We start from the raw sequence: 13,483 nt of genomic DNA on the forward strand, positions 1-13,483 counted from the left end.
ATGGGATTATGTTAGCTGTTCAGCAGGTTTATAACGTATGCTGTCATCACACATACCATTGCAGTATTTACAGGTTTTAAGCGGATTGCCTTTGAAAAGCAGTTCATATAGCTGATTCCGCTTATATTCTATATTCAGAGTTTCATCGGCCAGATTAACATAATCTGTGCCAAATCCTCTCTCATACAAGATCCTTGCTCTACCGCAAGGGAACAATTTGCCGTCACATATACTTGTGAAAAATCCTTGCCGAGGAACAGAACACTTCTCAAACATCCGTTTCCCGCCGAGGTCATCGTACTTCAAAGTCAAGTCACCGAAGTCTACCCACCCGCCGCAATGTAAATCGTCCGTGTAATCACGGACTTCGCTGTTTACACCGTATTGGTGCAAATAATCGGCGACTGCTTCGCTTTTGTTGGCATCAACCGGATATTTGTCAATGATTATATTAAAATCATCGTTCCATATTATTGCTGCTTGAACGAAAGAATCTCTATCTGCGGAACCCTTTAACGGCATCAGTGTACCATTCGTGATTATCCGAAGATGTCCAATTTGTTCTCTGTAAGTTTGATAAAGAAAATTCATTATATCGGGCAAATCAATCCGTAAAAAAGGTTCCCCCCCTCCTATATCGAACTTGTCGATAAAACCTACAACATCAAACAGCGCGTCGATTTGCCGTTTAATTGAGTTGAGAGTCGGGTGATACGGATTTTTGTAGTAAGGTGAATGCGCTCCGCATAGTTTGTATTTCAAATTACACCTGAGCGTAATCGGAAGGCAAAATACTTTGAGCCGGATAGCATCGTTTTTCGCTTCTGTATAATTCATGTTCAGCCCTCAATTTTAATGCTATGATTTTAAAATTGCTCAAAAAGCAAATCGGGATTAGTAAAACAGTCACGGTTCTGTTCCATTGTTTGCTCGTCCCAGTTCCACCACTGAACTCTTTCCAATATTTCGATTTGCGCTGGGGTAAAACGGTACTTTTTCACCTTGCCCGGAACTTCAACAACGACTGCATAGGAGGGAACATTTTCAAGCACAACCGCGCCACTTCCGATTATTGCGCCATTGCCGATTTCAGATACTTTCGCGGCGTTGATGACCACATTCGCGCCAATCCAAACATCGTGCCCGATAGTCAGTCGATTGCGCTGTAATGTAGGGGCATAGCGCATCTCTGCTGTGGTGATGTTGGATATATTATGATTCCAACAACAAATTGCCGACCGATTGACAGAAGAATACCGGCCGATTGAAGAAACATATTCACGCATATTGATTAGTACATCAAATGAACTCGCACCCTTGCCGATGATTAAGTCTTTATACTGCAAGTCCCTATTTGCTATGCGCGGGAGCGTTTCATAGTCAAATTCGCCGAATCCTCTGTTTTGCAAATCCTCGACAATTGAATCAATCACCTTGTAATTATGTTGAAACACAAACGGGAAGTGTTGGTCTTTGTTAATACTGTCATACGGTAAAACTTTGAACCCGGTTTGAAATTCGAAGTATTTACGATTGATATAGTCAGAGTCGACAAAAAACGCAATGTCGGGACAACACTCTGTCAAAAAACGCATATTCAAAGTGAGAAAAGTCCCAACACCGATGACGACTATTTGCTTGTGCTTTGCTCTGTTTTTGATTTCGCTACTTAATCGGAACATATTTCACCATCCATTCCTTTTCAAAATCCAGCGACCATCTGCAATCAATGAACTCTTCCTGGTGCCCGTTTAACTCGTGTCGCATTTCCGCGAGGTGCGTTTCGCAGTCCGGCAGATTGTATTTGATAATTTTTTCGACCATAGAAATTAGAAACGACCAGTCAAAATACCACCAATAAGCAGAGTTCTCCGGAAATCGCTCACACAGCCAAATTGTGCGTTCACGATAAACAGCGCGATAAGCGTCAAGGTACGCCGCCGTCACCATTCCGTGCTTCGTAGTCGCCGCCGAGTTATTGTTTTCGTGCCTGGCGACATTGTATTTCGGCAATCCGAATGACACGACTTTATTCGCGTTCGAGAGCATTTTGTACATTAGGTAGATATCATCATAAATGCCCGTTTCGGGGAACATAAGGTCCGCGAACACCGATCGCTTGAATAGCTTTGTTGGGAATCCGTTGTTATAGCGTTTGCGCCACAAAAGCTCGACAATCGCGGTTTCGGCGTTCATAACAATCGGTTCGTCCGCTACTCCGACGAGAGTACTTTGGCCGTTCTCCAACTTAGCTGCGCCACAAACCGCGACATCCGCGTCATATGTCTCTGCGAGATTCAGCAAAAACTCTAAAAAATCCGGTTCGCAGGTATCGTCGTCGTCAACGAACGTGACCCACTCGCCTCGCACCGCGTCCAGCCCCGTGTTGCGACCACTGCCGATGTTACCGCGCGCTCGGTGGATAACGCGGACGCGCTCGTCTTTTGCCGCGTACTCGTCCGCAATCGCTCCACTGCGGTCGGTGCTGCCGTTGTCCACGATGATGAACTCAAAATCGCGGAATGTCTGCGCGGATACGCTCTCAATTGCCCGCGCCACAAACGTTTCGCGGTTGTATGTGAGCATTATCACGGAAATCATATATCCCACACACTTCCCTCTGCACCGTGTACAGCACGGCGTCCCAATATTGCTGGCATATTCAATTCTTCCAGATTCACTCACCTAAACCTTTATCGTCTGTGAACTCATCCAATCGCGGCTATCAAAATGTGTACTTTTTGATAAAATCCCAGAATTGAAATTTGGACTCAAAATTTTGGAATAATTATGGTATAATACTTAGAAAAAATTTAGCTATTTTGCTGTTGCGAGCCAGTGATAGGGAGACTGTCAAAAAGTACACCTTTTGATAGTCGCGATTGGGGAAATTCACAGACGATAGATGAGTGAACATGGTGGTGTCTTATCTAAAAAAACGTATCTGAACTTACAGTGTGCGCCAATGATGATGGGTATGAATAAGGTCTGTTTTTTCAAAATGGCTTAGAGCAGATTTGAATGATTGTGGAAGAAAAAAAAGAGGGAATTTTATTATGGTAGGGCAACAGCATTTACTTTTGCTTGATGAAGAGTCAGAATTAGGTAATGAATATACAAAAATTGAATTGAAAGGAACGCTAGCGTTAGTTGGCGATCCTTACCGAGCATACGGGAATCTTCGTCACAAGCTTGAGGGCATAATCATCCATAATCATCATAGGTTTGCTGTCAATAATTGTGCCAGAACTTCTGGACATGATTGATGCAGAGGGAAGCATAATCACAGCGGACGCTATGAGCTGTTAAAAAGCAATTACGATAAAAACAACGGAGAGCAAGGCGGATTACGTGATTGGGCTGAAGGGGAATCAGAACAGCCTTCTTGAAGATGTCAAGCTCTATCGCGAGGATTCCGCGAGAGCGCGTAAGGACAATTCACCAAAGACAATTCACCGCTGAACATGAATGTTTTACGGAAAATCGCGCTGTTTTTGACTAGGAAGGCCTGCTTCAGACGCAAACAACTCGGGGCCAGAAAAAAGACGCTCAAAGCCGCTCTCAACCAGGATGTATTGTCGAAGATTCTTTCTACTCAAAAGTAAATGCTGTTACCCTGTATCTTATAGTCATTCCACTCAAAATTAGCAATAATGGTATATACAATTACGCATTGTCCCGCATTGTCCAATGTAATCAAGCGGCAAAATCAAAGCGAGGAGAGGTTTTTCCCTCTAAAATATTCCCCCCTGAAGCGGGCTCGAATCCACGTCCCCAAGCCCAAAGGCCATAAGGAGAGGCATAGCGCGCGTAGGCACCCTTCAAAAGGTTGAGGAGATCCTGAGAGACAAGAGCCCCTTCATCCACTTCACCTTCTGAACCGCTCTCCTCGAAACGCGGTTTTGCCTCTGCGGCGGTGGCTTGTGGTTCGATTTTTTGTGGTTCGGGTTGTGGTTCGGGTTGAGGTTCGGGGCTTTTGATGTTGGCTTTCTCGGTTTCCTGGGATGTGGCCTTCTCGCTTTCCGCGGCCGACAATTCCTGTCTCGCCTGGGCTGCCGTTGCGGCTGCCTGAGCCGCAACACTTAGATCTTGGCCCGATGGGTTGGCGGGCGCCAACGCGGCCCGTTGTACTTGCTCCATGTCGCGAATCGCCTGTTCGGGGTCATCGCTGGGCGGAACGTGAATAGGAACCTCTCCGCCGGTCACATAGCTCTTGCCATCGGGGCCTCGGGTATAAGAGTAACTCACGGCTCCAGCAAAACGTCCTCCCGCCGCTTGGTGAGCCGCCTCATGAGTGACAACCTCTTGCTCGATTTGTTGGAGTTCACGCACGGCTTCCTTTTCGGGGTCATCGAACGACGTTTCTTTTGTGTTGTTTGCGTTTTTCCCCGTCTCCTCGTCGAGCGGTTTGGGGTCGCCTCTCGTCTCTCCCGTTTTATCGCCAATCTTCTCGTGCTTGACACCGCCTCCAACGCGATCGACATCCCGCTCGTCGCCCTGAATCGTGACATCCGCCCCCGTAATGTAGCGGCGCCCGTCCGGCCCTATGGAATAATGGTAGGTCGTAGTGACCTTCGCGTCGGCCGCGGCCGCCTTCAAAGCCCTTTCCTGGGCGAGAACCTGCTGTTCCTGCATAGGCAAAGTATTGGACTCGACTTCTCTTTCAACGTTCAGGGCTTGTCGCGCAGGCTGAAGATAACCGCTCGACAACATGGAGGCCACATTCATGTTCAATTCTCCCCTTTCCGTAGTCTTGATCGTTTTGGAGCTGGAGCATTTTAAGCTATGCCGTGTAACTTGAGAAAATTATATCTCAACTGACCATGAATTGGCCGTGAATTGATTGCGTATCACCCTATTCACGCAATAGCGCATTTTTCGATCTGGAGGAAGCCGCGGAAAGCCCCGCGTTTTGAGACGTATGGCGAATATCCCATGGGGCCACCTCTACCATGTGGCTCTACCATGTGGCAACGCTTCCGTCCGTTCGATGTTCCGTTCCTCCGGCTAAAGAACCGTGGGGGGTTTTGACGATGATCTCGCCCCTCCCGAAAGATGTCGCGTCGGGTAACATTTGGATATCATGCCCTCTCGCCGCGAGAGAAAGAGCGATGGCGTTAGGAACACCCTGTTCCAACAGGATAGTTTTACCTTTCGTCCACTGCCAGCGGGGAGCGTCCAAGGCTTCTTGAGGGTTCATTCCGAAATCCACCATATTGGTGATCACTTGGACATGACCTTGGGGCTGCATAAACCCCCCCATCACTCCGAAAGGTCCGACGGCTTTTCCGTTCTTGCTCAGAAAACCCGGAATAATGGTGTGATAGGGCTTCTTAGAGGGTGCCAATATGTTGGAGGAAGCGGGATCCAGGCTGAAGTTGTTGCCCCGGTTATGCAGCGCGATGCCCGTGCCGGGCACGACCAACCCTGAACCAAACCCCATGTAGTTGCTCTGGATCATGGAGATCATGTTACCCTCCCCGTCCGCTGCGGCCAGGTAAACGGTGCCTCCTTTGGGAGGTGTTCCCGGCGCGGGGTCGATGGCCTCGTTCCCCATCAGCTTGCGCCGCTCGTCGGCGTAGGCTTTGGACAGAAGTTCCTCCGCCGTGTGTTTCATGAACCGAGGATCGGCCACATGATGTTGGGCGTCCACAAAGGCCAGCTTCAATGCCTCGATCATCCGGTGATACGTTTCCTCTCGTTCCCTGGAGCCTGAAAAATCATAGGCCTCCAGGATATTTAAAGCCATAAGCGCCGTGATGCCGTGCCCATTGGGAGGAATTTCCCACACGTCATAGCCCCTGTAGTTCACGCCGATGGGCTCTACCCACTGAGGCCAATATTCTGCCAAGTCACTCGCTCGCAACCATCCGTCGTATTGTTTGGAATAAGCGTCGATTTTTTCAGCTAAGAGTCCACGATAAAAGGCCTCGGCGTTTGTGTTGGCGATCAGCGCCAGGGTCTCGGCGTGTCCTTTGGAGGACCATGTTTCCCCGACCTCGGGCGCTTTGCCGTCGGGGCAGAACGTCTCGAACCAAGATCGGTATTCCTCCCCTTTGAGCTCTTTCGCGTAATCGGCCAGGGCCTTTTTCCACAATTTGCTTACGGTGGGAGAGACGGGGTATCCGTCGGCGGCGTAAGTGATCGCCGGTCTCAAGGCTTCCGTCAAAGACAGCCGCCCGAATTTTTGGGAAAGCGCCGCCCAACCGGAAGGCGCCCCCGGAACAGTAACGGAGTGCCATCCGTGCTTCGGCATCTCCTTCAACCCCGCACTGGTAAGAACCGAGGGAGTCACCGCCTTCGGGGAAAATCCGCTGGCATTCAATCCATAGAGCCGGTCTTTCACCCACACCAGAGAAAAGGAGTCTCCGCCGATACCGTTGGCCGTCGGCTCCACCACCGTCAGGCAGGCCGCGGTCGCCACCGCCGCGTCAATAGCATTGCCGCCTTTTTTGAGCATTTCCAAGCCAGCCTGAGCCGCCAGAGGTTGTCCCGTGGCCACCATCCCTCGCGAGCCGTAAACCACGGTCCGTCTCGAAGGATACAGATAACGTCCTCCATCGAAAGCCAATCCCTCGCTCATTGAGCAACACTGCTACTGAAAACCTACACAAATGTGTATGTGTAATAGTCCAGATTTTTCCTTCTTCATCCTTCCCTCTTTCGTCAAAGCTACTCAAGTTTGTACGGAAGTCCAAAGGCTTAAATTCCCGTGAATATTAAGGTCCTCGACGTGATATAGGCTGGCTTGGTCATCACCAGCGCACAGACTATTTTGTTGATATAGTCTTTTCTTACACAATCAAGTCTGTAGTAGGCTTTCTGGACTTTAATACGCTGTTTATCTAGGTTTGCAAATTTTACAGTAGCAGCTTTCACCTTCTTTCTATAATTAATTTTTCGAGAAAATTTACGTGCTCTCGTTTAAGCCCGCGTTTTAATTCCTAAATCAACACCTATTCCATCAGATAGATCAACAGGTATATACCCATACTCTTTCAGCTTTACCCAGCCTAGGGTGGGGATCTTGATTTGATGCCGCCGCGCTTCCGTGTCCTGAGTTCGGTGTATCTTCTAAATCCGCTCAGGCGCTGGATCTATTTTTGTCTTGTAAGCTAGAATCATGTTCCAGCGCCTCTCTCAAAGATTTTTTGTAGTTTCGTAACCCATATAACCTTGAGCCAAAACAATGAACTATCATCATTAAATCCTGGATCATTTCTTGCTCTGGACTCAATTCCTTGCTATCCAAAATTTTTAGCTCACAAAAATGATCTTTAATAAAGCGCTCAAACCACTCGAAACCGACTCGAAACCGAAACGTACTAGCCTATCTTTGTGAGCGATAATCAGCAGGCGTATTTGCTGTTTTTCTACAATCTCTCCCAGGCGACTCTCCCAGGCGAAATGGTGCTTATCAGTCCTTTAAAGCGAAGGGATCGTTTTCTTTGTCCTCGTTCCACACGTACTCCATTTGACGCGCCGCTTCGGCGGCCGTCGCTTTGCCGCGCAGGTCGGCGATAAACCCCAACGTCATGTCAATTCCGGCGGAAACGCCTGAAGAAGTGTAGTATTTTCCATCCGCGACCCACCGGGCGCTTTTCAGCCATCGAGTGTTTTTGCCTTGGGACGAGGCCCACTCGAAAGCGATTTTGTTCGTGGTCGCCTGGCGTCCGTCGAGCAGGCCGGTCTTTGCCAGCAACATGGAGCCGGTGCATACCGTCAAAACATACAGGGCATCTTCGCACAATTTTTTCAAAGCGGCGATGTACCTCACGTCCTCCACTAAAGACCTCGTTCCCATGCCTCCCGGAATCAACAAGACATTTTCCGCGCCCGCGGCGGGATCGGGCACGGAACCATTGGAGGCGCCACCAGAGACACTACCAGAGACACTATCAAAGACACTATCAAAGAAAGAAGCCGTGACGAAACCGATTTTTTGACTGCTGGTCACGACTCCGCCAGCGAGAGACCGGCACGATATCCGATAAAGTTCCGGAAACCTGCTGAAAACCTCGGCGGGTCCCATCGCGTCCAAGGTCTCGAAATTTTCGAAAAGCAAAATGTCGATGTTCAATGTTCGAAACCCCTTTCCACCCTATGTTTACGCTTGAATAAGCAGTTTTCGGTAGAGTTTCGCATGTTCGGACAAAAGATGATCAATACTCCAGAGAGGATCCGGCGTGGGTTTCGTCTCACAGGGCTCCTCCACCGCCAGAATCATGGCCGCGGCCAAAGCGGCCGGACGCCCCACAGAAAAAAGGGCCCCTCGCTCCGGCGTCGTCACCAAGTCCCGGATACCTCGGACGTCGGCCCCCAAGACGGGAATACCGAGACAGATCGACTCCATAACGCTACGGTTCAGCCCCTCCCGTTCGGAGGGGAGAATCGTGGATCGGGAGGAAAGCATCAAAAGAGGCACGTCCGTCCTTTGGCCCAAAAAATGCACGCGGGAACTCAACCCCAGCTTGGAGGCTAGCCTCCTCATCGCGTTTTCCAGAGGGCCTGTTCCGGCGAAAGCCAAGTGAAAATTTCCCCTGCCTGTTCCCACCAAGGCGTGAAGCGCGTCCCGATGGCGTTTTGCCGCGTTAAACTCCGCCGCCATGAGGAACAGTTCGTCACCTTTCGCGAGGTTCAAGCTCTCGTGCAATTGTTTGATGGCGGAGATCTGAATCGCGTTAGGGGAATAGGCGTTGAAATCCAAACCGACTCCGGGCAAAAGCGACAAATGTTCCGCGTCGGCGATTTTATAGCACAAAGCCGCGTTGTAGTCCTCGCGGTTGATTGTGATCGTGTGGTCGGTCCACTTGCCCGCCACTTGCTCCAGCGCGACGAACAGCGCATTCCCTGCGGGATTCCCGCCTTTATGAAAGTGGAAGCCATGGGCGGTGTAAACGACTTTCGGGCGCGGCGTGGCCGAAGGGAGCTTGTGCAACGCCAGGCGTGTTACAAAGGACGCGACCGGAGTGTGGACGTGGACAATGTCGTATTTGCCTTCCGCGACAATTTCATGTATCGTGGAGCTGGTTCCCTTGAAGTTTTTGAGACTCAAAGGGTTACGGCTGAAGGGTATTTCATGGCAATGGCTGAAAACTTTTTCACATTCTTTACACGTCGAAACATTCTTCGCCATAGCGTCCACCGTCCAGCCCATTTTCCTGAAGTGCCGCGCATAGGGCAACAAGAAGGCGCGAAGTGTCGATTCTACCGTCGTAACGATCAAGAGTTTAGGCATATCTGTGTCCTCCTTTCAGGAAACGGAGAACGCAAAACCCAAACATGTGAGGCGTCCTCCGCAAGAACGCCTTCTTTTGGCGCTTCCCGCATATAACCCATTTTATCCCAAAAGTCCCGAACTGGCTCATTTTTGGCCGTAGTCCGATACTCGCCCCGCACCATTGCCACACCCTCATCGGCCAGTGCCCGCTCCACGCCCCACAACACGGCCTCCTCCACGCCTCGTCCTATCACTCGGCAGCTCATCAGAAAAGTATCGATGATCGCGGTGGTCACGGCCTGAGAGGCATTTACGCGAGCGATCACGAGACAAATTCTGCCATAATCTCCAAAACGGTCTCGCAACCCGGCCATCCAGACGCGGACGCGATCATCGTTCAGCATGGCGGTCATGTCCGCCTCAGTGTAGCGCCGGGTCGTCAGATTGAACTGGTTTGTTTTCTGGGTCAATTGGGCGGCGCGGGAAATCTCGTTTTCCCGAAGGCGATGCAGGTCCAGCTCCATATCGAGGGACACTAGGTAGTCGTCCAGGGACAGACGCGTTTTTCGTTCTTCTTCTCTTCTGGAGTCCGCCCGGTACATCTCCGTTTTCTCTCGGTCCTCGTCACCGACGCGCAGAGCCGTGAAGTACGTTCGGGCGACCTTGGCCATGAACGTGGGCAGTTGTGACGTATCCTTCGGAAACTCTGGAACCATCACCTCTGGCAAGACCGCTTTGACGGCTTCCCGTTCCATGGGGTTGTCGTCGATGAAAACAAGAGAGTCCAAACCTAAGTTCAATTCTCGCGCAATCGCCGCGATATTGTCGGACTTGGGGCTCCAATCGACTTTGATCTTGACGAAATCCTTTTCCCTCAAAAGCATGTGGGGATGTTCTCTGAGTGGGAGCAGCGCGTCCTCCGCGTCGTTTTTGGAGGCGATGGCCAGAAGAATGCCTTGTTCGGAGAGTTCTTTGGCGATACGTTGCAGATCTCTATGCGGGGCCCCCACGCCGAAGGGAGAGAGGGAGATTCCTTCCAAGCCATCCTCGCTGATGACTCCGCCCCATAAGGTATTGTCCAGATCCAGAACGAGGCATTTTTTGCGACTCCTCCGCAGCGCGTTCTCGAAGCGCAGGATCTCCCGGACAAGAAGAAGCTCTCCTTGCCTGGAAAACGGGAGAGAAGCGAAATACCACGTTTTGGCGCTATAAAAACGTTCCCTTCCTGTTTCCGTCACGAGTTCCGAGAGATCGAGAATCGGAATGTCCATTTTTTCCAGCTCGTTTCTCCAATAGGCGGCCGCCTGGGTGGGGAAATTTTTCCCCGTCAGGAGAAGGGTGGGAGAAGAAGGGAGGTCCAGTGTGGAAACGACAAAAATTTTGTCTTTGTGCTGGTTCCGTGTTTGACAAAGGATATTCAGCGGTTCCGCAAGGGTTTCGGCGAAACGAGCGTCCACTCCGCTGGGGAAAAGCGCGGGGCCGTGCAGGAGAACGTAGATCGTTGTCACGTCATTCCCCAAAACCACGGAGGACGAGTTTAGCAACTCGGTCCGCCAGGCGTCGAAGCCGGAAGGAGTCAAGACCTTCGAGTCCTCGGCTTCTTTTTCGATCCGCAGGGCAAGACTTTCAATGGTTACGTTGGATAAAAGGGCGATAGTTTTGTTCATATTGTTATCCCTACTCTTGAGACATTAGTGTTTAGTCGCGTAAGTGAATGTTATTTGCCGTTTTTTCGCTGTGGCTAAAAGTTAATCTCTATATGAGAGATAATACGGTACACACGCCCATGGATATGTTTGCCGCACTCTTTCGCACTTTGATATATTTTTTCTTGATGTAAGGACAAAGCTGTTCTGAAGCAATTTGCTTCTAGTCAATGTCATTTCGCTTGGCATACTGACCAAAGAACTCCTTGACCTTGCTCATTTGTTCCAATCCTTTCTTTCGCGTAGTCAAGGTACGATTGCGAAATGTCTATACCGATTGATTTTCGACCATTTTCGCAAGCTACAATCATGGTAGTCCCTGTTCCGCAGAAAGGATCTAATACAATGCCCTCCGATGGGCAGGTGGTCAAAATAGGGATTCTACATAGATCTGCCGGGTAAGGAGCAAAGTGCAATTTTCTTCCTTATGTATCTTCGGGAATAATATCCCAAACATCACTGAGTTTCGCTCCGTCAGGATGATATTTGAGAAAATAAAAGCCCTTTGTTTCCAATTCTTTTGCTCGACCAGAGATTTTTGTTGAATCTGAATGAGTAGTACGCTGCTGTCCTTTTATAATCATACGAAAATCGGCGATTTCTCCATTTTTTATCTGCTCCAATATCCCATTCAACTCGGCGAACGCGGATTCTTTTTGCTCATCAGTCAAGACTGTAGATAATTCTATCTGTCGTTTGTATCTAACTCCAGTAATGCCAGTTGCTGAAATCACAGCTCCATTCCGAACCTTAGCCTTTAAGGGCGCTTTCCTTGCCATGGCAACATCGTAGTAATACTTCTTCGATTTCACGAAATGGAACAAGTTCTCATGGACATTGCGGAGCTTATCCAAAGAATTGTCGGGCGCGCCTTTGACTTTATTCCAGATTATGCTATTTCTAAGAATCCACCCTTGTTTATCGCACATCCGAATCGCTACTCTCCAAGGCAAACCTAAAAGGCTTTTACACACATAAGAATCTCCAATATTGAGCCAAAAACTACCCGTAGGCTTTAAAACTCTGTGCAATTCGCAAAAGATTGACATTAGATTGGCAATATACTCATGTGGGTCTTTTTCCAAGCCAATGCTCTCCACGTTTTCGTACTCCCGCTTACCCCAATAAGGAGGACTCGTCATAACCATATCAATACAACCATCAGGTAGTGTCTTGAGAATTTTACAGGAATCGCCACATAGAAAAAGAGGCTCTAATATATCAGAGTTGAGGTATTGCTCAAGCACTAAAATCACCTCGGTGACCATCTTATTTATAATATATAATATCCGAAATTCTGTTAAATTACCTCTATCCGCGTTTTCTTAAGAGCGTCAAAAAAATGATGAATGTCATTAAACGTTTCCCGCACAGAATCCATTTTATCCCAAAAACCTCGAATCGGTCCGTTTTTGCGCATAGGCCGATACTCGTCCCACATCGCCGCCATCCCTTCATCATTCCCCGGTCTGCCGTTTCCAGCTATAATGTCATCTAGCTCAAATGACTATCGTAAAGGGAGTGGACGAGCTGTTGAACTCGACAAGTCGAGAGGATGGCGTGAGGTGGTGGGCCTCAGGCCTACGTTTTGAGTGCGTGGGATGTGGTCGGTGTTGTCGGGGGGAACCGGGTGCCATTTTTTTCACCCCGGAGGAGGGCGAACAGATCAGAGCGAGCCTGGGGCTTCGAGAGGACGAGTTCCTGAAGACCTACGTCACGGGCAAATGGGGTAGACCCAGCTTCGTCGAGCGTCGGAATGGAGATTGTGTTTTTTACAACGCGGAGAGATCCCGCTGCGCTATCTACTCTATACGTCCCGCCCAATGCGCGCTTTTTCCTTTCTGGCCCTCCGTGTTGGAGTCCGGGGCGGAATGGCATTGGCACACGAAGAACTGCCCCGGCATGGATAGAGGACACCTCTACAACTCCGAGGAGGTTCGGGAACTTCTAAAACGCAGTCCTTTCCAGGACCTATAAATCTGCGGTACAAGCTTGACCGCAATTGAACAATTAAACAATTGAACAGTGGTAAATCCGGAATCGGGTCTTTAGGATGGACACGCGGAGAACATCGAATCCCATGTGGGTTGCATGTGGGTTGTTTGAATGTTTATGTCCATTTTTCCTGTGTCCATTCCTAAAGTTCAATTACAATGATGGCTTGAAGAGGAAGCTTTATAACGATCAAGCGGATTCGGAATTTACTGATCTAGGGAGTCTGTCGCCCTCAAGTCCATCGGTTTGCCTCAGGTCCGCCGCCACGTTCACGATCATCTGATCGTAAAGTACCTTCCAGAGCCCGGCCCCCCCGCTTTTGGCGATCTCCTCCGAGGCCATTTCGATAGAGAGATCCTCCAACTGTTTCCAGGGCTTCGCTTTCTCGGCGCCGCCGAACTTGCGGGCGTTATCCTTCGATTCCTTCCAGATCTGGGCCCACAAAATAGACTCGAACTGTTGACAGGACTCTTTGAGCTTGCGGGCCTCCGCCGTGTCGTGAACTTCCGCCGGAACATCGAAGCTTTTAGCCCTCACGTTGTATATTTGTAGTGAGTTCATG

At 49.6% G+C, this 13,483-nt stretch carries 13 protein-coding genes and 1 pseudogene; 2 read left to right on the forward strand and 12 right to left on the reverse strand.

Going from position 1 to position 13,483, the window contains the following annotated elements; all coding sequences use genetic code 11:
- Window positions 1-6 precede the first annotated feature (6 nt).
- The 3 genes and pseudogenes from LBJ36_02210 to LBJ36_02220 form a co-directional block, all read right to left on the reverse strand.
- Window positions 7-837: a hypothetical protein gene (locus LBJ36_02210; GenBank protein ID MDR1377852.1), complete on the reverse strand. Its 831-nt coding sequence runs from the start codon at window positions 835-837 to the stop codon at window positions 7-9.
- Window positions 838-992: 155 nt separating this feature from the next.
- Window positions 993-1,187 (reverse strand): annotated as a pseudogene (locus LBJ36_02215) (chloramphenicol acetyltransferase).
- A 478-nt stretch (window positions 1,188-1,665) separates the two neighbouring features.
- Window positions 1,666-2,601 (reverse strand): glycosyltransferase, encoded by a 936-nt coding sequence (locus LBJ36_02220; protein MDR1377853.1) that lies wholly within the window; start codon window positions 2,599-2,601, stop codon window positions 1,666-1,668.
- A 416-nt stretch (window positions 2,602-3,017) separates the two neighbouring features.
- Here LBJ36_02220 and LBJ36_02225 point away from each other — a divergent pair, with 416 nt between their 5' ends.
- Window positions 3,018-3,266 (forward strand): hypothetical protein, encoded by a 249-nt coding sequence (locus LBJ36_02225; protein MDR1377854.1) that lies wholly within the window; start codon window positions 3,018-3,020, stop codon window positions 3,264-3,266.
- A gap of 430 nt (window positions 3,267-3,696) precedes the next feature.
- Here LBJ36_02225 and LBJ36_02230 read toward each other — a convergent pair whose 3' ends face one another.
- From LBJ36_02230 to LBJ36_02265, 8 genes are all read right to left on the reverse strand, one after another.
- Window positions 3,697-4,728: a hypothetical protein gene (locus LBJ36_02230; GenBank protein MDR1377855.1), complete on the reverse strand. Its 1,032-nt coding sequence runs from the start codon at window positions 4,726-4,728 to the stop codon at window positions 3,697-3,699.
- 232 nt (window positions 4,729-4,960) lie between these two features.
- Complete coding sequence (locus LBJ36_02235; protein ID MDR1377856.1) at window positions 4,961-6,583, reverse strand: gamma-glutamyltransferase family protein; 1,623 nt, start codon at window positions 6,581-6,583, stop codon at window positions 4,961-4,963.
- A gap of 834 nt (window positions 6,584-7,417) precedes the next feature.
- The gene (locus tag LBJ36_02240) at window positions 7,418-8,080 is read right to left on the reverse strand and encodes a DJ-1/PfpI family protein (GenBank protein MDR1377857.1); all 663 of its coding nucleotides are present in this window, start codon (window positions 8,078-8,080) and stop codon (window positions 7,418-7,420) included.
- Between the two features lie 27 nt (window positions 8,081-8,107).
- A complete protein-coding gene (locus tag LBJ36_02245) occupies window positions 8,108-9,238 on the reverse strand; it encodes a glycosyltransferase (protein ID MDR1377858.1) in 1,131 nt (376 codons plus the stop codon).
- The gene (locus LBJ36_02250) at window positions 9,223-10,887 is read right to left on the reverse strand and encodes an HAD-IIIC family phosphatase (protein MDR1377859.1); all 1,665 of its coding nucleotides are present in this window, start codon (window positions 10,885-10,887) and stop codon (window positions 9,223-9,225) included. Before LBJ36_02250 ends, LBJ36_02245 begins: the two co-directional genes overlap by 16 nt.
- 88 nt (window positions 10,888-10,975) lie before the next feature.
- Complete coding sequence (locus LBJ36_02255) at window positions 10,976-11,083, reverse strand: hypothetical protein (GenBank protein ID MDR1377860.1); 108 nt, start codon at window positions 11,081-11,083, stop codon at window positions 10,976-10,978.
- 16 nt (window positions 11,084-11,099) lie between these two features.
- Window positions 11,100-11,342, reverse strand: coding sequence for a site-specific DNA-methyltransferase (locus tag LBJ36_02260; GenBank protein MDR1377861.1), 243 nt, complete (start codon window positions 11,340-11,342; stop codon window positions 11,100-11,102).
- A gap of 9 nt (window positions 11,343-11,351) precedes the next feature.
- The gene (locus LBJ36_02265; protein MDR1377862.1) at window positions 11,352-12,182 is read right to left on the reverse strand and encodes a site-specific DNA-methyltransferase; all 831 of its coding nucleotides are present in this window, start codon (window positions 12,180-12,182) and stop codon (window positions 11,352-11,354) included.
- Between the two features lie 247 nt (window positions 12,183-12,429).
- Here LBJ36_02265 and LBJ36_02270 point away from each other — a divergent pair, with 247 nt between their 5' ends.
- Window positions 12,430-12,903 (forward strand): YkgJ family cysteine cluster protein, encoded by a 474-nt coding sequence (locus LBJ36_02270; GenBank protein ID MDR1377863.1) that lies wholly within the window; start codon window positions 12,430-12,432, stop codon window positions 12,901-12,903.
- Between the two features lie 207 nt (window positions 12,904-13,110).
- On the opposite strand, the gene LBJ36_02275 is transcribed toward LBJ36_02270, so the two are convergent.
- Window positions 13,111-13,482 (reverse strand): hypothetical protein, encoded by a 372-nt coding sequence (locus LBJ36_02275; GenBank protein MDR1377864.1) that lies wholly within the window; start codon window positions 13,480-13,482, stop codon window positions 13,111-13,113.
- Window position 13,483 lies beyond the last annotated feature (1 nt).

Source organism: Synergistaceae bacterium, from assembly GCA_031267575.1.
Taxonomy (GTDB): Bacteria; Synergistota; Synergistia; order Synergistales; family Aminobacteriaceae; genus JAIRYN01.